This window comes from Laspinema olomoucense D3b (assembly GCF_025370785.1).
GTDB classification, from domain to species: Bacteria; Cyanobacteriota; Cyanobacteriia; order Cyanobacteriales; family Laspinemataceae; genus Laspinema; species Laspinema olomoucense.
In genome coordinates this window covers 82,916-102,746 of the sequence record NZ_JAMXFA010000019.1, presented here as the reverse complement: position 1 = coordinate 102,746, position 19,831 = coordinate 82,916, and the positions used below count along the sequence as shown (strand labels likewise).

Annotated in this window: 17 protein-coding genes; 7 read left to right on the top strand and 10 right to left on the bottom strand. The window is 47.1% G+C overall.

The window, feature by feature from the left end:
- On the top strand, nucleotides 1-774 hold the full coding sequence (locus NG792_RS15805; RefSeq protein WP_261197794.1) for a class II aldolase/adducin family protein: 774 nt from the start codon (nucleotides 1-3) through the stop codon (nucleotides 772-774).
- A gap of 217 nt (nucleotides 775-991) precedes the next feature.
- Nucleotides 992-1,285 (top strand): membrane protein insertion efficiency factor YidD, encoded by a 294-nt coding sequence (yidD, locus tag NG792_RS15800; RefSeq protein WP_261236014.1) that lies wholly within the window; start codon nucleotides 992-994, stop codon nucleotides 1,283-1,285.
- A gap of 75 nt (nucleotides 1,286-1,360) precedes the next feature.
- On the opposite strand, the gene NG792_RS15795 is transcribed toward yidD, so the two are convergent.
- Entirely contained in the window at nucleotides 1,361-2,164 is an 804-nt protein-coding gene (locus NG792_RS15795) for an ABC transporter permease (protein WP_261197792.1), read from the bottom strand.
- Between the two features lie 269 nt (nucleotides 2,165-2,433).
- On the opposite strand from NG792_RS15795, the gene NG792_RS15790 reads away from it, so the two are divergent.
- Nucleotides 2,434-3,633: a sensor histidine kinase gene (locus tag NG792_RS15790; protein WP_261236013.1), complete on the top strand. Its 1,200-nt coding sequence runs from the start codon at nucleotides 2,434-2,436 to the stop codon at nucleotides 3,631-3,633.
- Nucleotides 3,634-4,094: 461 nt separating this feature from the next.
- Nucleotides 4,095-5,972: a methyl-accepting chemotaxis protein gene (locus tag NG792_RS15785; RefSeq protein ID WP_261236012.1), complete on the top strand. Its 1,878-nt coding sequence runs from the start codon at nucleotides 4,095-4,097 to the stop codon at nucleotides 5,970-5,972.
- Between the two features lie 7 nt (nucleotides 5,973-5,979).
- Here the strand turns inward: NG792_RS15785 and NG792_RS15780 are convergent, their stop codons facing one another.
- From NG792_RS15780 to NG792_RS15755, 6 genes are all read right to left on the bottom strand, one after another.
- Nucleotides 5,980-6,768 carry an ABC transporter permease gene (locus NG792_RS15780; protein WP_261236011.1) on the bottom strand — a complete coding sequence of 263 codons (789 nt, stop codon included), beginning with the start codon at nucleotides 6,766-6,768 and terminating at the stop codon, nucleotides 5,980-5,982.
- Between the two features lie 128 nt (nucleotides 6,769-6,896).
- Nucleotides 6,897-7,895, bottom strand: a complete 999-nt coding sequence (locus NG792_RS15775; RefSeq protein ID WP_261236010.1) for an ABC transporter ATP-binding protein — start codon at nucleotides 7,893-7,895, stop codon at nucleotides 6,897-6,899.
- Between the two features lie 112 nt (nucleotides 7,896-8,007).
- Nucleotides 8,008-8,925 (bottom strand): alpha/beta fold hydrolase, encoded by a 918-nt coding sequence (locus NG792_RS15770; protein WP_261236009.1) that lies wholly within the window; start codon nucleotides 8,923-8,925, stop codon nucleotides 8,008-8,010.
- A 138-nt stretch (nucleotides 8,926-9,063) separates the two neighbouring features.
- Nucleotides 9,064-10,224 carry a DNA replication/repair protein RecF gene (gene recF / locus NG792_RS15765; RefSeq protein ID WP_261197786.1) on the bottom strand — a complete coding sequence of 387 codons (1,161 nt, stop codon included), beginning with the start codon at nucleotides 10,222-10,224 and terminating at the stop codon, nucleotides 9,064-9,066.
- Between the two features lie 252 nt (nucleotides 10,225-10,476).
- Nucleotides 10,477-13,314 (bottom strand): cation-translocating P-type ATPase, encoded by a 2,838-nt coding sequence (locus tag NG792_RS15760; protein WP_261236008.1) that lies wholly within the window; start codon nucleotides 13,312-13,314, stop codon nucleotides 10,477-10,479.
- A gap of 171 nt (nucleotides 13,315-13,485) precedes the next feature.
- A complete protein-coding gene (locus NG792_RS15755) occupies nucleotides 13,486-13,938 on the bottom strand; it encodes a helix-turn-helix domain-containing protein (RefSeq protein WP_261236007.1) in 453 nt (150 codons plus the stop codon).
- Between the two features lie 220 nt (nucleotides 13,939-14,158).
- On the opposite strand from NG792_RS15755, the gene NG792_RS15750 reads away from it, so the two are divergent.
- A complete protein-coding gene (locus tag NG792_RS15750; RefSeq protein ID WP_261197783.1) occupies nucleotides 14,159-14,380 on the top strand; it encodes a hypothetical protein in 222 nt (73 codons plus the stop codon).
- A gap of 416 nt (nucleotides 14,381-14,796) precedes the next feature.
- Nucleotides 14,797-16,497: an ABC-ATPase domain-containing protein gene (locus NG792_RS15745; protein ID WP_261236006.1), complete on the top strand. Its 1,701-nt coding sequence runs from the start codon at nucleotides 14,797-14,799 to the stop codon at nucleotides 16,495-16,497.
- Between the two features lie 151 nt (nucleotides 16,498-16,648).
- Here NG792_RS15745 and NG792_RS15740 read toward each other — a convergent pair whose 3' ends face one another.
- Entirely contained in the window at nucleotides 16,649-16,798 is a 150-nt protein-coding gene (locus tag NG792_RS15740) for a class I SAM-dependent methyltransferase (RefSeq protein WP_261236005.1), read from the bottom strand.
- A gap of 292 nt (nucleotides 16,799-17,090) precedes the next feature.
- Between NG792_RS15740 and cobA the strand changes: the two genes are divergently transcribed.
- Complete coding sequence (cobA, locus tag NG792_RS15735; protein ID WP_261197780.1) at nucleotides 17,091-17,891, top strand: uroporphyrinogen-III C-methyltransferase; 801 nt, start codon at nucleotides 17,091-17,093, stop codon at nucleotides 17,889-17,891.
- A 55-nt stretch (nucleotides 17,892-17,946) separates the two neighbouring features.
- On the opposite strand, the gene NG792_RS15730 is transcribed toward cobA, so the two are convergent.
- Nucleotides 17,947-19,002 (bottom strand): sensor histidine kinase, encoded by a 1,056-nt coding sequence (locus NG792_RS15730; protein ID WP_261236004.1) that lies wholly within the window; start codon nucleotides 19,000-19,002, stop codon nucleotides 17,947-17,949.
- Nucleotides 19,003-19,248: 246 nt separating this feature from the next.
- Nucleotides 19,249-19,593: a slr1659 superfamily regulator gene (locus NG792_RS15725; RefSeq protein WP_261236041.1), complete on the bottom strand. Its 345-nt coding sequence runs from the start codon at nucleotides 19,591-19,593 to the stop codon at nucleotides 19,249-19,251.
- Between the last annotated feature and the right edge of the window lie 238 nt (nucleotides 19,594-19,831).

Below are 19,831 nucleotides of genomic sequence, written 5' to 3'. Positions count from 1 at the left end.
ATGGATGAACGCTTAATCAAACCCGGACTCCCCCAACCCCCCACATTCGATCGCCTCAGCGATGAACGACTGTATCGCAAACAACGCTTGGCAGCCGCATTCCGCCTGTTTGCTCACTTTGGATTTGATGAAGGCGTGGCGGGTCATATTACGGTCCGCGATCCGGAATTTCCTGAGCGATTCTGGGTCAATCCCTTTGGAATGTATTTCGGTCATATTCGTGTCTCGGACCTGGTATTAGTCAATCATCAAGGGGAAATTTTAGAAGGCGATCGCCCCATCAATGCCGCTGGATTTGCCATTCATTCCCAAATTCACAAAGCGCGTCCCGATGTCATCGCGGCAGTACACACTCATTCCCTCTATGGCAAAACCTGGTCCACCCTGGGACGACTCCTTGACCCTCTCACTCAAGATGCCTGTGCTTTCTACGGGGATCATGCCTTATTGGATGACTATACCGGCGTGGTGTTAGATGTGAGTGAGGGAGAACGATTAGCGCGGACCTTGGGAAACGCTAAGGCGATTGTACTTCGCAATCATGGATTACTCACCGTGGGTCATTCCGTAGATGAGGCAAGCTGGTGGTTTATCACAATGGATCGGTCCTGTCAAAGTCAACTGATGGCAGAGGCAGCAGGAGAACCCATCTCTATTGCGCCAGAAATTGCTCAATTGACTTATTCTCAGGTGGGAAGTCATTACATGGGGTGGTTTAGCTTTCAGTCACTTTATGAGATGATCGTTCGTCAGCAGCCGGATTTATTGGAATGAAGGAGGCGATCGCCTGGAAAAATATGACCCTAGTCTCCCCAGGCGAGTTGATGAATTCCCTTCAGTTATAGCCGAGATAGCTGTAATTTCAGGGAAAATTGACTCACTACTGGCTAAAAATGAAGTATAATCTTCAAGCTTTCATCCTTTGGATAGAGATAAAAAAGCGTCAATTGTATTAAAAAGGAACTCTGAATCTAAACCCCCAAATTAAGCTATGCAACTAACCCGCGTTGATGGGATCGCCCGAGGACTAGCTTTAGAGGCGATCGCTTCCTATAAAACCCACCTTTCTCCCAGAAAAGGGTTTGCCTGCGCTCATCGGATGTTACATCAAGACGAGTCTTGCTCAGATTATATTTACCGGATGTTTAGCAGTGAGAATTTTCTCGCTGCCCTTGCCCAGTCTGGGGAACGGTTCCGCGCTTGTGCTAACGCGCACCAAGCTTTAAAAGGAACATCGAAATCGGGTTTTGGCTGTGTTGTGCTTCCCTGCTGTCTCCCGTTATAAAAACTGAAGGTGTTAAACAGCAGACGTAATCCGGGTAGAGGCGGGGCATTTTCCGTCTCTACCCCCCTTTTGCTGCTAACTGGAGGCGCTGGTATAAAACCGGAGGGCAAAGCGCCAAAATGCCATCGAAGCCAAGAAGAGGACGATCGCCAAGAGGGCAGCCCCCGCAATCCAACTGAATTCGACCCGTCCTAAAACCGCCTCGGCAGGGACGGTAGTGAGAAAGGCAACGGGGACAATGAAGGTGAAGAAAAAGCGATAGGCAGTGGGATAAGCCACCATTGGAAATCGACCCGCTTCCAGTAATGCTCGGAGGACTTGCGTAACATTATATATTTTCACAAACCAAATACTCATCGCACCTAGCATAAACCAGAGGCTATAGAGACTGATTGCCCCAAAGAGTAGGGGAATGAAACTGACTAGATAGTTAACCGCAGGTAAATTTAATTGGCTGCCTGCATAAAAAATCAGGAGTAAGCCTAAAATAATATCCGGCAGCCCCCAAAGGGAAATTGTCCGTCCCGATAGCCAAAATTGAGAACTGATGGGTTTAAGCAGCACAAAATCGAGAGTGCCGTCCTGCACTTGTTTGACAATGGTATTCAAATTAGGGGCGAGCAAGGTGGAGGAAAAGCCTTGGAGAATGGTAAACACCCCCAAAACCACCAGGGCTTCTTCCCATTGCCATCCTGCAAAATTGTAGTCAGTGGCGTAAAATAGGGAAAGGGCAAACCAACTCCCGGCGAGGTTTCCCAGGCTGCTGAACGAGGCGATCGCAAAGTTGACCCGATATTCGAGTTCAGCAGCGATCGCAGTTTTCCAAAATAGCACGAGTACAGACAAATATAGCCAGAATACTGACAAATATCGTTTCATTTTTCTTGGGGATTTTAGAAGATAATAAATTGGGAAGGGCCAAAATTAGTCCGTTTTTTATTAGCGTAGCGCAACGATCGCCCCTTGAGGAAATTCAAAACTCCCCAGGGACCTCGATTCGCCAACAGCGGTTCATCTTCCGAAGCTTTAGGTCATTGCCAGGAGTCATTTTATAATTTACATCTCAAAAATTCACCTCAAAAGCCTTGTTACGGCTGGAGTAAAAGGCCATTGGGAATGTCTAATCAATTTAGCAGAGGAAATAACAAATGAATGACTTTAGCGAATTATTAAGAAATAAAAAAGATTTAATTTTGGAGCAATGGATTATCTTGGTTCGCCATGAGCAAGCGATAGGCACAACGGGTGAGGTCCCTTATCAAGCCATTCTGGATACCCTACCTAAAATCATTGAGGCGATCGCTTCTCTCCTGGAACCCTTCCCCAAAAATGATCAACGCACTCTATTACAAACTGCTTTAGCTCAGGGTTTTATAAACCTGCAACCGGACTACAAAGCGCCCGAAATTGTCCGAGAATATGGATTAGCCCGAGAGACAATTGTAGATGTCATTGAGGAAAAACTCGAACAAAGCAATCCCAGAGAAGTGATTCGGGTCCTGCGCCTGATTGATCATGCAATGGATGAAGTCATCAGGCTCTGTTTTAGCAGCTATACCGAAGAACAATTGCAAGAATTGCAGGTTTTATACGCCCAGCTTAAGCTCACTAATCAAGAACTGGCGCGATTAGTCCGTGCGAGTCAAGAAAATCTGGCCCACCTGGCCCATGAATTGAAAACCCCCCTGACTTCCATTATCGGCTATTCCGACCTCTTCTTACGTCAACAGCGAAAACATTTAGCGGAATGGGAGAATGAGATTCCTCATTTAGATCATATTGAAAAAGTGCTTCGCAACGGACGACAGTTACTCCAGTTGATTAACGATGCCTTAGAAATTTCGCGCTATGAATCTGGGCAAATGCCCCTGCATTTGATGGAAACTAATGTGCGTAATGTCATTAATTTAACCGTAGAAATGGTTGAATATATGGCCCACGCTAAAAATATCACAATTGAAGTGGACTGTGATCAATCTTTTAATTTAATCGTGAGTGACCCGTTACGATTACAGCAAGTGCTAACCAATTTAGTTACTAATGCAGTGCGTTATACCGACAAGGGAACAGTCCTCATTCGCTGCCAAGTGATCTCGGAAGAGAAGTGGTCAATTACTGTAAGTGATACCGGCATTGGAATTGAGGAAAAAGAGCAATCTAAGATTTTTGAACCCTATTTTCGAGGAGCGGGTTCCAATAACACATTTTTGGCGAATAGTACGGGATTGGGGCTGGCGATCGTCTCTCGTTTGGTTAAGTTGTTGCAAGGCAACATTGAGTTGGTTTCAGAAGTGAATGTGGGTTCTACTTTTACAGTGACTTTACCCTACCAAATCCAGTCTTCCTAAACCCCTGAAGCCCGGTTTCAGTGAGTTAGAAACCGTTCGGGTCTCCACCCTGTGCTATACATAAAACTACAGCCTGTCTGCTTGATCCAGGTCCCCCAAGTCTGGGGTTTTTTGTCTTGACAATTTAGTCGAGTTATGCTATATTTTATTACCCTATTTTTATCAACTTAGACCCAAACCCCTGATCAGCAGTCCCTAAAATTCAGCAAAAAAGCGGATGTCTGATAAGTATTTTTTCTGGTAAAATAAGTAGTAAAGCGATAAGTCAGATAACCAAACCGGAAGGGGTCAATGTTGGGGGTTAACCACCCTAGTCTTAAAGAATAAAAGTGACAGAAGCATAGAGAATTCTCTATTTATTCAGGGGTCCGATGCCACTCTTCTTCGGTCATTAATGGGTTTTTGAAATTTCAACTGCATCCAGAACAAGTTAGTGCTTTTCGGTGAATTGGGAGACTCAAATGATTACCAAACTCTTCAGCAAATTTCAAAATAAGCTCTTGGTTTTACTGTTCTTGAGTACATTAATTCCGGTGGCGATCGTCGGGGGATATAGTACCCTGTCCTACCGGAAGGTTCTAACCGAGTTACTTTATAACCAAATGGCGCGTCAAGGTACAGATAGTGAATCAAAAATTAGTTCTTTTCTAAAAAATGTTAAAGCTGATGTCTTATACCTCAGCCAAACCCCTCCGGTTCAAGGGATAGTGAGAGCCAGAGCTAATCGAGGAATCGACCCCCAAGACAAATCCTCGTATCCAGACTGGAAAAATAGATTAGAAATCATTTTTAATTCTTTCCTAGACTCTAAACCCTATTATTATCAACTGCGCTATTTGGATGAAAAGGGCGATGAGTTGGTCCGGATGGACTCACGAAATGGAACGATTAAGACTATACCGGATTCCCAGCTTCAGAATCAGGCTAATCGGGACTATTTCCTTGAAACAATGAAATTAAGTTCCGGTGAAATTTTTGTTTCACAGGTTGACTTGAATCGGGAAAATGGAGAAATAGAAGTTCCTCATACTCCAGTGATTCGCTACAGCACCCCGATTTATAGTGCATCAGGAGAAAAAAAGGGTATTGTTATTGCCAATGTGTTCGCCGATGCCTTTTTGGAAATGGTGGATGGGAAAACGGGAGAAAACTCCCATGAAGCCTTTATTATAAACCCTGAAGGCTACTACATTTATCACCGAAACGAAAGCAAAGAATGGGGATTTGACTTAAATAAGCAGGAGACGGTAGTCCAGGACTATCCTGAAGAAATTAGTCAAAAGTTATTGTCATTTCAAACAGGCTTTATTTCTGAAGGAATTGATTGGGTGATTAGCTATAATCCAATTTTCCCAAATAGCCAAAATTTGAAAAATGGGTTTGTTTTGGTCTATGCCGCGCCGAAAGACGTGGTTTTTGCCCCAATTAATAACTTAAGCACCGTTGCTATTATGATTACTGGGGTTGCCTTGGTGGTTGTCCTGCAAGTCGGGAGTATGATTTTAAAGAATTTGCTCGGTTCTATTCGAGATATTACCGGGGTAGTTTCCTCCTTCTCAATAGAATTGTTAGCAACTATTGAACAGCAAGAACGAATGACGGTGCAACAGTCGGCATCAGTGCAAGAAACAACCGTGGCGATTGATCGGATTAATGCTGCTTCTGCCGACTCAGCGCGACAAGCGCAAAATGCCGCTCTGGGTGGAAAACACGCCTTAGTTAAAGTGGAAGAAGGGAGCAAAGCGGTTTCCCAAACTTTTGAGGAAATGGAAACTTTGAAAGAAAAGGTCGAGGCGATCGCCTCCCGGAGTTTCAGCTTAAATGAACAGACAAATAAAATTAGCACCATCTCCAATTTAGTCAGCAATTTAGCCACCGAAACCAATATGTTGGCGCTGAATGCGGCAGTGGAAGCAGTGCGTGCAGGAGAACAGGGAAAAGGGTTCGGAGTGGTTGCCTCGGAAATTAGAAAACTGGCCGATCGCAGTAAACAATCTACCCAGGATATTTCCACCTTAGTCCAAGATATTGAACGGGCGGTTAATTCAATGGCCCTAGCTGCTCATGAGGGACAAACCAATGTAGAAACTGGAGTGAAAATCGCTCAAAATACCGCCGAAGTGTTTACCGATATTGCCGGTGGCATGGAACAAATTGTGGAACATACCCAACAAATCGCCCTCACTGCACAACAACAGTCCCTGGCGATCGAACAGGTGATGACTGCGATGAATGATCTCACCCATGAAGCAGCAGAAACCGCAACGAGTATGACTCACGTCAAAACCGGGATTCAAAAACTCAACGAAACCGCCTTAAATCTGAAATCCATGATTTGAGCTTAAATTAAGCCCCCATCCCGGAATATTGGCGCAACCCGCGACGCCACAACCAGCGATTGAGGATCCAAAAGATTGCCACCCAACCTAACATGATGGCAAGACTGGGGACTACATTAACAGGTAATCCCACCAATAACGCCGCTGGAAAGTGAATCATATAGGGAAACGGTGTCCATAAAACCACTTGGCGAACTGCTTCGGGGAACACCTCTAAAGGAGCAACCATGCCGGAGAAAAACAGATAAAATAGAAACCAAAATTGCTCGATCGCATTCGCCCGTTCTATCCAAAAACACAGGAGTGCAAAGGTATATTGAATCAAAAAGCGCAGAGTAAACCCCAGCGCCACCACTCCGATCCAGAGTAAAAACTGTCCTAAATTGGGCAGCCAAAACGCATCGGGATATAAGGCAAAAAAAACTAAAATCAAGCCCCCAATAAAGGGCAGGCGAGCACCCCGTTCCGCCAGATGAGCGCTAACATGATGCCACACCGGGTCCAAGGGTTGTAATAACCTCATGGATATTTTTCCTTCTACCACTTCTTTTTCAAACTCCCAAACCACCCAAACCACATTGAATTGACGGACAATAAACGCTGCCAAAAAATAACGAGCAAACTCCACAGGCTCTAAGGCGAATTGACCTCCTTGAGAGGCTTCTAACCACAGTCCCATTAAAATAAAAGGGAGACAACCTGACAGCGCCCACAACACAATTTCGGCGCGGTATTCCACCATGTGAGCATAATGAACTGAGAGTAAAGTTGGAGCAATTCTTAAAAAACGTCTCATGAATTTTAGGAGTTAAGAGGTTAGGGTAGGGGTACAAGAGAAGTTATAAATGGGTTTTTTGGACTTAATTGCCGGTGATTCGTATAAATTGGGGGACTCAACCCGGTTTCGGTTCTTTACCCAATGGTTTAGACGATCGCCCCAGCGGTAAAGACTCGTCCTATCACTTCTTCAAGCGGCGGTTCAGTCACTGTTAAATCTAATATTTCAAAATCGATTAAAATCTGACCCACGGTAGCAGTTAGGGTATCCCGACGCACCAATAATCGCACCGACTGACCCGCAATTTCTTCCACCTCTCCATACTTAGAAATTTGTTGCCGCAATTTTTCCGGGTCAGTAACCGCATGAGTTAACTCTAACTGCACCTCTCGATAGGGAGCAAAACGCTCAACTAAGCCATCTAAACTGCCATCATAAATCAGTTGCCCTGCATAAATTAAAATCACGCGATCGCACAGGGCAGTAATATCCGCCATGTAATGACTGGTTAACAGAATTGTCGCCCCTGTCCTTTGATTATAGTCGCGTAAAAAATCCCGAACCGATGCTTGTCCATTCACATCTAATCCCAGAGTGGGTTCATCCAAAAATAAAACATCCGGATTGTGCAACAATGCCGCCATCAATTCCGCTTTCATCCGTTCCCCGAGGGATAGTTTGCGCACAGGTTGATTCAGCTTGCCTTCCAAAGAAAGCATTTCCGTTAATTGACCAATCCGTTTCCGACATTCTTTCTCGGGAATTCCATACACCGCCCCATTAATTCTTAACGAATCTAAGGCGGGTAAATCCCAGATTAATTGTTGCTTTTGTCCCATGACTAACGTAATTTTTTGCAGGAAGGCTTCTTGGCGTTGAAACGGAACATGACCCGCCACCTCGACGCGCCCACTTGAGGGATGAATTAACCCGGTTAACATTTTTAAAGTCGTGGTTTTTCCTGCCCCATTAGGTCCTAAAAATCCCACCATTTCCCCGGGTTGTATTTGGAAAGAAACATCTTTAACCGCTTCGATATTCCGATAGGTCCGTTTGAAAAAGTGATTCAGAGTTCCTTTGAGTCCCGGTTCTTTGATGGCAACGGGATAAACTTTACTGAGATGTTCCGCAACAATGATTGACATAATAATTATTTTTACTAAAACCGCAACTCATCCGGTGAAATTTTCATCTAACCCTGCCGCAGGAGACAGGGTTGGATTAGCCCCATGCTTTAGGGGATAGGTTTATTTTAGCTCAGGGAAGCAACTCTTTTAAATCAACAACCCGAACCACGGGACGGGGATGGGTAAAAATTAAGCCATTGTGGCGATAAACGAGGATAAATTGGACAACCAGACGCTCAATAATCTCGATGATTCGCCCTAAACAATGGCGACTTTTAAAATGTTCCAGGGGGGAGGGAGTCCGCTGAATCAACCACTCGGTTAAGCGGTATTTCCAGGACCGAGTTCCTCGTTTAGAGATTTGCAAAATTGTCCCGGGGATGAATTCTCCTTGATTCGCCCAAAATGCGTAACGTTCCCCGAGGGTAAAGTAATGAAATACCGACGGATGAGGACTAGATTGGGCTAATTTTCGGGAAACTCCTAAGGGATTAAAGGTGACAACGGACGCGATGCGATCGCAGTATTTAACCCCCAGTTGTTGAGCGATTTTTCCGCCTAGACTTTCGCCAATCACGTCCGGGCGATCGCCCTGTTCACATTTTTCCTTAATCCAAGCGATCGCGCCTTGGGTTTCCGCAGCTTTGGATTGCCAATCTAGGTGAGCAATAAACACCTCTGGAGTATCTTGAATGACTCCATCCAAGGGATACCAAGACCCATATCCGCGAATCACTAATACCGGCGGTGCATTGCCCGATAAAGGCACTCGACCCTCGGCATAAAATCCCGTTGTTTTATCTTCAAATACCTTTTCCACCTGATAGTTCCATTTAATAATTTGTCCCTCGGTATGCCGCACATAAATCGAGGGTTCGTCTTTTTTAAAAATAAAATTGAGTTGAGGTTTACTAAACTGTTCATAAACCACATCTAGGGGATGGCGAGGGGGTGGAGAGGGGATAAAATCAGGGAATTTAACTGAACCCGCAGGTTTTTGACCAAGTTGAGCGCGTTTTGATTTGGATTTTTTGCGTTTAGATAGCACGAATTGATTCCCCTTGCATACCGAGAGGGTCATTACCCGGTTATGTTTATAGAGCATAGCCTAATAAGGCCCTCAACGGGGAGGGGATTAGCAGAAAAACCCTCATCCTAAATCTCTCTCCCCTTTTCAAAGAGGGATTTAGGGTGAGGGAAATATTTCCCCCGCTTTCACCGTGAGAATTTGGGCGGAATTAATCCAATCATGCTCAAATCCGCCTAAATGAGTCGTGGCAATCACTGTTTGAAATCGGTCTTGAATCGCTTCTAGGAGTTGGTTTTGCCGCTTGGGGTCTAACTCAGCGAGAACATCATCTAGGAGTAAAATCGGCGGTTCTCCAACTATCTCCTCAATCAGTTTAAGTTCCGCCAATTTTAAGGCTAAAACCAGGGTGCGTTGTTGACCCTGGGAGGCGAATTGTTTCACGGGGAGTTCGTTGAGAGTAAACTCGATCTCATCGCGGTGAGGACCAACCAGAGTTGTTCCTTGAAATGACTCAGCGATCGCCCGGGATTGGAGTTTTTCTAAAAAAGCCTGCGTTGCCTGTTGTGGATGATCGCGCAATGCTTTATCTTGCATTCCTTCCACATTTGGGGCATAATGAATACATAAAGATTCCACACGCCCACTAATTGCCGCGTGCCAAGTTTCGGCAATGGGAACCAATCGGTCTAACGCCCGCGATCGCCGCTGCATCACCCGGACTCCAAGGGTCGCTAATTGGGCATCCCATAACCCCAATTGAGCCTGCTTTTCCGGACCTAGATAGGATTTTTCTCCCCGGGCCTCCGCATTTCTAATCTCCTTTAATAACGCGTTTCTTTGTTTTAAAACTTGATTATATTGCTGTAAAATATGAGCATAAATCGGCTCAAGCTGGACCAACAAACCATCTAACCAATTGCGCCGCGTTTCCGGACCAGCACGGACTAATTCCAAATCCAAACTAGAAAACTGAACCACATTTAACAAACCCAAAAAATCCACATTTCGCCGACAGGATTCTTCATCTACGGATACCGTTCGTCGTCCACTGCGCCGCAGGACCACTCCCAATTTAACTGACCGATATTCCCGCGAAACCATCCCAATAATTTGTCCCTGGGGTTCACCCTCCCGAACTAAATCGCGATCGCGAGAGACCCGAGAACTCTTCAACGTCGAAAGTAACCCCAACGCTTCCAAGACATTGGTTTTTCCCTGAGCATTATCCCCCACTAAAATAGTCTTCGGGGCGTTTAACTCAATTTCCTGTTCTCTATAATTTCTAAACTGTCTCAAATGCAGTTGTTTTATAAACATAATTAAATCTAGTTTATTAAAATAAAATTAATCCCTAATCTTGATAAAAAATCCTCCTCTTTATAATAGAGACTTGAGTTGTTATCCCGATGTTGGTAGCGATAACCACCGTAGAGACAAGAGCAGGGGGTAAAAACCCCCTGCTACTAGCTTTGAGTCAGATTTATCCGACTATAACCCTTTTAGGGTCAGGATTTGACCCCGACTAACGGGCAAAAATCCCATTCCCTAATCTCTAGCTACAACGTTAAATTAGGGTTTTTGCTGGATACCTGCTGGCTGTTTCCGGCTCTGAAACACCTGAAAGAATACCTTTTCTAGCTCCAACCAAACAAACAACAAAGAACTAAACCCTAAACAAATGGCCAATTCATTCAGCGGCAACCAATGGGTTCCAAAAAATGCCCGTAACGGTGCGACATAAATCAACATAAACTGGAGAATGGTGGTGATAATCACCGCCCCGAAGACATAGGGATTGGAGAAGGGATTTAACTGAATCGTCAACTGACTATGGGACCGAATGGCGATCGCATGACCCATTTGAGCAACGCACAAGGTGGTGAAAACCATCGTTTTCCAACGGTCCGCATCCAGTACGTCGCTTTTAACGGCGTGAGTGTGGGAATAGGCCCACATCATTAAGGCAATGGAAATAATCGCAAACACAATCCCAATTCGCACCATATACAACCCCAACCCGCGAGCAAAAATATTCTCCCGAGGACTAAAGGGGGGACGATACATCACATCCGGTTCTGGGGGTTCTACCGCCAAGGCTAAAGCGGGAAACCCATCGGTAACCAGGTTCATCCAGAGAATTTGTAAGGGCGTGAGGGGAACACCCGGTAATCCTAACAGGGGTGCAGCCGCGATCGTCAGCAGTTCCCCAATATTAGACCCGAGAATGTATTTGATAAAGCGGCGAATATTGGTATAAACCACCCGACCTTCTTCCGTTGCGGCAACAATGGTGGCAAAATTATCATCCAGCAGGACCATATCGCTGGCTTCTTTACTCACATCGGTTCCGGTAATCCCCATTGCAATACCGATATCAGCTTGTTTGAGGGCGGGTGCATCATTTACCCCGTCCCCAGTCATAGCGACAAATTTACCCCGTTTTTGCAACGCTTGGACGATTCTGAGCTTATGTTCGGGAGAGACTCGGGCATATACACTAACGTGATCCACCTCCCGTTCTAACTCATCCTGGGACATTTCTTCCAACTGTTGACCGATGAGGACCCGATCGCCCTCTTGAGCAATTCCTAAATCCTGGGCGATCGCGCTTGCCGTGAGTTGATGATCCCCAGTAATCATAATCACTCGAATCCCGGCCCTGCGACATTTCACCACCGCCTCACGCACTTCCGGTCGGGGTGCATCTAACATCCCCACCATTCCCAACCAGACTAACTCCCGTTCTGCTTGCTCTTCTGAACCCTCTGGTGGTTGTACACTTAACGGTTTGTAAGCAAATCCCAGAACGCGCAACCCCCTACTGGCTAAATCATTATTCCGGGCTAAAATCTGCTGCCGTTGTGCCTCAGAAAGCGGTTGAAGCTGGTTGCCAATGAGAACTTGGGTACAACAGCCTAAGGTTAATTCGGGAGAACCCTTGGTAAACATCACGAAGGGCGGTGAGTTCTGAGTCAGCACCTTTGATTCAGCATTGGAGACTCGACAGACGACACTCATCCGTTTGCGTTCTGAGGAGAAGGGAAACTCAGCGATCCGAGGCAGTTGGGGAGAGAGGCGATCGCTAGTGAATTCCAACTTACCCGCCAGGGCCAGTAACGCCGCTTCCGTCGGGTCACCCACAATCCCCCAGTCATTATTCTCGTACTGTAATACCGCATCATTGCACTGCACACAACTCAGCAGCAGGGTTTCCAGGTCGGGAGCGTCCCCTAACTGACCCACCCCAATTTTGCTCCCATCTGCCCGGAGAAAATCTCCCGTGGGTTGATATCCTTCTCCGGTAACAGTCAAGCTGTGACTCGCAGTTTCTACCCCTTGGACCACCATTTTATTTTGAGTTAAAGTGCCGGTTTTATCCGAGCAAATGGTCGTCACACTCCCCAGAGTTTCCACCGCAGGTAGTTTGCGAATTAAGGCGTGACGCTTGACCATGCGTTGGGTCCCCAGGGCCAGAGTCACGGTAATCACTGCCGGTAACCCTTCGGGGACGATCGCCACCGCCATACTCAGGGAAATTTCTAACAGATTACTAAATGCATCCATTCCCTGAACCAGGGTGCCACCCAGGACAACGAGCGCCACGACCACTAAGGCCCCGGTGACCAACACATTCCCCAGTTGAGTCATCCGTCGTTGCAGGGGGGTATCTTCACTTTCCACCCCCTGAATCAACGCGGCAATTTTACCGAGTTCCGTGTGCATTCCGGTCCCCACAACAATCGCCTTGGCCCGTCCCTTGACCACTTCCGTGCCGCAAAAGACTATATTCAGGCGATCGCCCAGGGGTGTATTCTCCGCCAAACTCAGGGGTGCATCTTTTTCCACTGAATGCGCCTCCCCAGTCAAAGCGGACTCGCGGATTTGCAAATTAGACTCTTCTAGGAGTCGGGCATCTGCTGCAACCTGCACCCCCGCTTCTAAAAACATAATATCTCCCGGGACCACATCCTTTGCGGCAACTTCCAGCAGTTTGCCATCCCGTAGAACTCGGACCAGAGGAGAGGCCAAACTTTTCAATGCCGCGAGGGCTTTTTCAGCCCTGCTTTCCTGAAGATAGCCCAATACCCCATTCAGAATGACGATCAGCATAATTGCTACCGCATCCTTGGGAAACTCCTTCTCTTGAATGGCCAAAAAACCTGAAACAAAGGCAACCCCAATCAGCATCAATAACATGATGTTCTTGAACTGATCGAGTAAAATAATCCACGGACTGCGACCGGCAGTTTCTTGTAGTTCATTCGGGCCATACTGCTCCAAGCGTTCCAATACCTCCGCCGAGCTTAAACCCGTCGCGGGATCAACCTGGAGTTTTTCCAGGGTGGTATCGATGTCGAATGTATGCCAAGGGACCGGCGGATGTTGTCCAGAAGAAATTGCAGACATAAGTGTGCAGAGTTGGTGATCATAGAAAGAGAGTGGCAGCGCGGGACCGGGAGAGTTTGGCACCACAGTTGATTTAACTGGCCCGTCTCCTGAGCCCTAACCCTGTAAAGATTCTACTCGGAATTGGACTAATTTGGAGTGGGAGAGGCTCAGGGCATTCATGAGGCGGTCTTATCCGCTGAGAGTCCCCTCAGCAGCCAGTCTTGCTTTCATCTGTTGAAGGTAGTCCCATCCCCGTTGCACCGCCACGGGACGGGCAATCCGTTCCGATATCCAATCGGCAACAGTGCGACTATTCCACAATCTGCCAGTGGGAGGAGGGCCTTGGAGTGCTTTCCATAACTCGATTTCCTGTTGGGGAGACAGCAACCGTTCGGCACCGGGATTATCATGACGGCGATCGCCCACTCCTGCGCCGCCTTCCTGATTATAACGACGCGCCACCTGCCGGATCCACTCCCGACAATACCCCGTTACCTCTGCCACCTGTTCCGTGGGGAAGCCTTTTGCCAACAGCCAGATGATTTGATAATGGGTACGTTCTACCGGGTCTTTGGAGTGGCGATAGCGACTTTCAAGTTCTGCTACGCTCAGATGAGGTTGAATGGTGATGCGTCTGGGCATAGAGCATCAGAATGAAACAGTATATCCTCACTATACGCTCGGATCCAAAACCCTGTCGAATTTCCCGATTTCTAGAAAATTCCTGGGGGGAAAAGACCCTTAAATAGGCATTCGTGGGTCTTCTACCTGGGGCTCGCGGGTTCGGGTTGTTTGCTCGGTGACGGAATCGCGAGGGAATGTCCTGTATGTTAAGACGGTTTATTAAAAAGGAAGGGCAATCATGAACCCCAATCGGGACTTGCAAACGGCAAAACCCCATCAGGTTAATTATCGGGATTGGACGATTTTGGTTTTTCCCGGAACGGATGGATATCGTCCCTTGTGCCTTGCTTCAGAAACTGAGGTCCTCAGCGATACGAAACCCTATCCCACTCCCGAGGTGGCGATCGCGGCGGGGAAGCGTTTCATCGACCGGGCGATCGGTCACCAAGAGGTGGCCTAATTCACCGGATTTTGTCATTTATACCCCCATCATTACCAGACTGAGATGCTCCCACCGCTCAGTTTTTCTCAAATCAGGATAGGGTCAAATCAATTCGCCGTTTTTGAGGATATTACTTATCATAAATTCTTGAATGATTGGGGGCGCAAGTTATGCGCCCTTTCGATTATTTTCGGGATTAGCCCCTATTAATAAGACTTGGGGAGATGGGAAATTGATGGAAGGGTGGTGATAATCACTAGGGGAAATCCCTGAATTCGGGACGTTGCACATTAGAAAACGACAGCCAGTCGTGACCTTGAGTTTGATTTGGAATTAACGGTTCATCTTGTGGGATAATTGTGAGCGGGGGACGGAACTTCGGAATAGCCGAAATTCACGGCTCTAACTAAGGGTTATTTTTCTGTGGGCTTTTCATGCAATATCAACGGTTACAACAGCAGTTAAATCAATTGGATGGTCGCAGTTATAAGGCGTATAAAGAAATCCAGGGTCGCTACGAATTCCCGGATTTTACCCTGTCTATTGATTATGTTCAGGGCGACCCATTTGCATCACCGAGTAAACTGTCCGTGCGAGTGCCGCAATCGGTGGCGGGTTTTCCTGGAGAATTGTATCACTCTCCCAGTCGCAATATTGCCCTGGGGGATTATCTCACTCGGGAGTTTGCTCAGGCGGCAAGGCAGGTTTCCACCCGACGGGGAACGGGGAAAAGCGGTCAAATCACGATCGCCAAGGTGACCCAAGAGGTCCTAGAACGCACTTGTGCTTCCATCCATTCCGATTGGGTAGAAATTCGCTTCACCGTAGGACTTCCGGCCCAAGGACGGCGAATTTTGGGGCATCTGGCAGCAGAAATGCTTTGCGATGATATTCCTAAAATTGTAGAAAAAGCGCTGTTTTACCGCAATCTGAAGGCGGCGCAAATTCGCACCCAGGTGGAAACCATTGAAGATGCCGACTGGTTGCGCGATCGCCTCAAAGAACAAAATTTAATCGCCTTTATTGCCAATGGTGCTATTTTACCCCGCCGCAGTGGAGTAGACGATCGCCCGTTAAGTGCTACGGAAGCAATTCCCTTCGTCTCTCCGGAATCATTACAGGTGGAATTTGATTGTCCCAATCGCGGCCAAATTACCGGAATGGGAATTCCCACCGGCATTACCCTGATTGTCGGAGGCGGTTATCATGGCAAATCTACCTTACTGCGGGCGATCGAATTAGGCGTTTATAATCACATTCCCGGAGATGGACGGGAATTTGTTGTCACCGATCCGGGGGCAATGAAAATCCGGGCAGAAGATGGTCGCAGCGTCGTCGGAGTCGATATTTCACCCTTTATCAATCATTTACCACAAGGTCGTTCTACTCAACAATTTTCCACCACCAATGCCAGTGGCAGTACCTCACAAGCTGCTAATATTATGGAAGCATTGGAAGCGGGAACAACTGTATTACTGGTGGATGAGGATACAGCAGCGACTAATTTCATGATTCGCGATCGCCGGATGCAAGCTTTAATTGCTAAAGAAAAGGAACCGATTACACCCTTTATTGATAAAATTAAATCCCTGACCACTCTGGGAATCTCGACCATTTTAGTCATGGGCGGCAGTGGCGATTATTTTGATGTGGCCGATCGCGCTGTGGCAATGGATAATTTTGTCGCTTATGATGTCACCGATCGCGCCAAGGCAGTCGCTGCCGAATATGCCACGGGTCGGCAATCAGAAGGGGGACAAGAATTCGGGGCGATCGCCAACCGGATTCCCATCCCCAACAGTCTGGACCCAAGTTCCGGGAAACGGGATGTGCGTCTGAAGGTGCGAGATGTGGATGAAGTGCGCTTTGGCATGGAAGACATTGATTTAACTGCCGTTGAGCAAATTGTGGACCCGGGACAATTACGGGCGATCGCAGCAGCAATGGTATATGGCAAGGACCGCTACATGGACGGCAGGCGATCGCTGCGGGAGATTCTCGATCGGGTCATGGCGGATATTGATGAACAGGGGTTAGATGTATTAACCCGATTTCCGGAAGGGGATTTAGTGCGATTTCGGCCTCTGGAACTCGCTGCGGCCCTCAATCGGTTGCGGACTTTACAGGTGCGATGATCCAGGATTGATTCTTAGGGACGATCGGTGGGGGTTGCAGGTTCTTTCGCGGATCCCGAGAGAAAGTCCTTTAGACTGGCTATATCCTGGTTTTTTCATGAGATAAAAGACATAACCAAAAAACTCGCCATTCCAGGAGATAGATGGCCCCTTATGACCCAATCAGGTCAAAACTGCCCGGTGGGTCCTCTAATGCACCCATATCTCCTTGACGAATCGTGATGCGATCGCGCAGTCCCGCTTGTCTCGCCCACACTTTTAACTGTTGCAGAAACGGTTCATGCAAATCCACAAACTCCATCCCTTCCCCCTCCTCCAACTCCGTGAAAATCCGTGAAATCCGTGGTTCACCCTCAAAATCATGCAAAAATAGGATAATCTCAATGCAATCCTTGCATGATTAACCCATTCTGGTAATCAATGATACGAATTGTCATCCAGATTACAAATAGCCTAAACTAGAAATAACAGAGCGGTCTGGAATTCCCTGACCCGAACTTTTTTGGATATTATTGATACATTTTAACGCAATAAACCTAGATCAATCGGACCGATTCACAGCAACTAAAGTCAAGAATTAAAGTTGAGTCAATATGGTAGTACAATCGGCAAACTCAAGCGGGTCCAAGGCCAAAACATTGGGCAAAGTTTATTTAGTTGGGGCCGGACCTGGAGACCCGGGTCTGCTCACGATTAAGGGCAAAACCCTCTTAGAATGTGCGGACGTGGTGATTTATGATGCCTTAGTCAGTCCGCAAATTCTTGCCCTGATTAATCCTCATGCTGAACAAATTAATGCCGGAAAACGCCGGGGACGGCACTCATTGAAGCAAGATGAGACGACCCAGATTTTAATCGAACAGGCGCAGATTCATGCCGTTGTGGTGCGGTTGAAAGGCGGAGATCCGTTTGTGTTCGGGCGCGGTGGGGAAGAGATGGAGGATTTAATTGCCGCTGGGGTGTCCGTGGAAGTGGTCCCTGGGGTGACTTCGGGAATTGCGGCCCCTGCTTATGCGGGAATTCCCCTAACTCATCGGGGATATAGTTCTTCGGTGACGTTTGTCACGGGACATGAGACGGTGGGGAAATATCGACCCCAGGTGAATTGGCAGGCGATCGCCCAAGGTTCAGAAACCATCGCCGTCTATATGGGCGTACACAATTTACCCTATATTACTCAGGAACTGCTGAGTGCAGGGCTCAGTCCCGACACGCCGATCGCCTTAATTCGCTGGGGGACCCGCCCAGATCAAGAAGAACTGATTGGTACTCTCGAAACTATTGCCCAACGGGTTGAAGAAACTGGATTTGAAGCCCCAGCGATCGCTGTGATTGGTCAAGTGGTCAATTTACATTCCATCCTATCCAGCAGTCGTCCCGCCGTTTTTGGGTAAAACAATGCCTAAACAACAGGAATCGGGTTTCCCCTTTCCTGCATTGTTGTAAAGGTTAATTTCCGATTCTTAAAGGTAAGGAGTTGCTATCTACCCATTCTGGAAGTTCTTGCAACTCCAACTCCATCCAAAAGATGCTCCCTTCGCCGACGCGACTGATAACATGGAGCTCTCCTCCCATCATTTCTACTAATTTTTTACTAATCGCCAGTCCGAGTCCCGTGCCTTCTGCCATCCGGCTTTTATCTCCAACTTGATGGAAGGGGAGAAAAATTTCGTTGAGCATTTCCTCGGGAATGCCGATGCCTGTATCTTGAATTTCAAAGCGAATTTTTCGGGGGGGCAGATGTCCGCTGTTCTCTGCTTCCGGCTTCAGTTCCTCGGTAGTTCCGTGGCTACTAGGGAGGGAGTAACAACCCGGAAGGCGATCGGTATGACACCACTGTCCATTAACCGCATAGCCCACTTTAAAGGCAACCCAACCGCAATCCGTAAACTTAACCGCATTTCCTAATAAATTAATCAGAATTTGCCGCAATCGTTTCTGATCGGTGTAAATGCCATTGGGTAAAGAGGTAACCCGCTCGTAAGTAAACTCGATCCCCTTTTGTTTAGAGCGCATATCAAATAAGTCACAAATTCCTTTCAGAAATTGAGGAAAGTGAAATTGTTGTGCATCGATTTCTAATCGGCACGCTTCTATTTTAGCTATATCGAGAATATCGGCGATTAAAGTTAAGAGATGTTCGCCGCATTGATAAATTTTAGTCAGGTCAAGTCGTTGTTGTTCCGTGAGGTCTTCTTCTTCTTCCAACATCAGTTGGGCATAGCCTAAAATGCCATTTAAAGGGGTTCGCAGTTCGTGGCTCATATTCGCTAAAAATTCACTTTTAGCACGGCTTGCCACTTCGGCCACCTCTTTGGCTTTTAACAGCTCGGCTTCGATATTATCGCAATGTTCCGTGGTATTCTCCAGTAGGATCTCCAGGTCATTTTTTTCCTGCTTAAGTATTTCCATATCCCGGCGCAGGGTCTGGACCTCCAAAAGGAGCTGTTCTCTTGTTACTGTCTCTTCCCACATAGACTTAATTTCTTCCTTTGGCGATCGCATGACGTTTGCCGCTTTACCCCGTTGTACTCGCCTTGTTCAAGCCTTCTAAAAGTTCTACCGATCAAGCTCCGGTTGAGGGTCGCTTTAAAGTATTTTTGAAGACTTGAAAGAGGACCAGGGATTCAACTGAGGGCAATCAGCCGCTTTGACCCTTGAGCTACCTTTGGCAGAGCAGTCTGCTGTCGTCTACAAGATGGCGACGGGTATCATGCCCCTGATAACGACCCACTCCCCTGGGGTCTCTCCCTATTCCCATTCCAGTTTTAAAGACGGCATCAGACGCTGTAGGTTCTTTAATGATTTTCCCTGCCACAGCAGCTTTGTAGAACCTTTGACAATCAGGTTCACATTTTTTTTCTGCCGTACCTTAATCACAAACTTGGAAAGCACGTTGATCCCCGAGCTGTTTAAAAATTCTAGGCCCTTGAGATTGAGGATCATCGTCTCCGGTTCTTGGTCGATCGCACTTTCGAGGAGTTGAATAATGGGGTCATATTCATCCATACCATTCAACCGCAGGGAACCTAGGCAGTTTAGTGTCGCGGTTTCATTCTCATACCACAGGCGATAATCGTCAGTCTTAATTTCCATCATTAGTAGTCAGTCGTTAATAAGGGATCTCGGGGGGTATAAGGAGTAGGAGGGTCAGCTTGCCGATCCTAACCGTAGTTTGCCCAGATTGGATTGCCTCCTCTCTCGTTTCTCTCCGGTTCTAGTCGATGCACTCCCCAACTCTGACGGATGCTCGTCGAATCACTCCCTAGTTAATGGTACGGGACAATGCCAGGATACCGTTCAGTAGAATGACCCCTTCAGTCCATTGACAACC

Bases quoted from the DNA above. Each gene is read 5' to 3' on its own strand.
- yidD (WP_261236014.1), top strand. From the start codon at position 992: ATGCAACTAACCCGCGTTGATGGGATCGCCCGAGGACTAGCTTTAGAG.
- NG792_RS15725 (WP_261236041.1), bottom strand. From the start codon at position 19,593: ATGGAAATTAAGACTGACGATTATCGCCTGTGGTATGAGAATGAAACC.
- NG792_RS15775 (WP_261236010.1), bottom strand. From the start codon at position 7,895: ATGTCAATCATTGTTGCGGAACATCTCAGTAAAGTTTATCCCGTTGCC.
- NG792_RS15750 (WP_261197783.1), top strand. From the start codon at position 14,159: ATGAACCCCAATCGGGACTTGCAAACGGCAAAACCCCATCAGGTTAAT.
- NG792_RS15780 (WP_261236011.1), bottom strand. From the start codon at position 6,768: ATGAGACGTTTTTTAAGAATTGCTCCAACTTTACTCTCAGTTCATTAT.
- NG792_RS15730 (WP_261236004.1), bottom strand. From the start codon at position 19,002: ATGCGATCGCCAAAGGAAGAAATTAAGTCTATGTGGGAAGAGACAGTA.
- NG792_RS15740 (WP_261236005.1), bottom strand. From the start codon at position 16,798: ATGGAGTTTGTGGATTTGCATGAACCGTTTCTGCAACAGTTAAAAGTG.
- NG792_RS15795 (WP_261197792.1), bottom strand. From the start codon at position 2,164: ATGAAACGATATTTGTCAGTATTCTGGCTATATTTGTCTGTACTCGTG.
- cobA (WP_261197780.1), top strand. From the start codon at position 17,091: ATGGTAGTACAATCGGCAAACTCAAGCGGGTCCAAGGCCAAAACATTG.
- NG792_RS15755 (WP_261236007.1), bottom strand. From the start codon at position 13,938: ATGCCCAGACGCATCACCATTCAACCTCATCTGAGCGTAGCAGAACTT.
- NG792_RS15785 (WP_261236012.1), top strand. From the start codon at position 4,095: ATGATTACCAAACTCTTCAGCAAATTTCAAAATAAGCTCTTGGTTTTA.
- NG792_RS15805 (WP_261197794.1), top strand. From the start codon at position 1: ATGGATGAACGCTTAATCAAACCCGGACTCCCCCAACCCCCCACATTC.
- NG792_RS15790 (WP_261236013.1), top strand. From the start codon at position 2,434: ATGAATGACTTTAGCGAATTATTAAGAAATAAAAAAGATTTAATTTTG.
- NG792_RS15760 (WP_261236008.1), bottom strand. From the start codon at position 13,314: ATGTCTGCAATTTCTTCTGGACAACATCCGCCGGTCCCTTGGCATACA.
- recF (WP_261197786.1), bottom strand. From the start codon at position 10,224: ATGTTTATAAAACAACTGCATTTGAGACAGTTTAGAAATTATAGAGAA.
- NG792_RS15745 (WP_261236006.1), top strand. From the start codon at position 14,797: ATGCAATATCAACGGTTACAACAGCAGTTAAATCAATTGGATGGTCGC.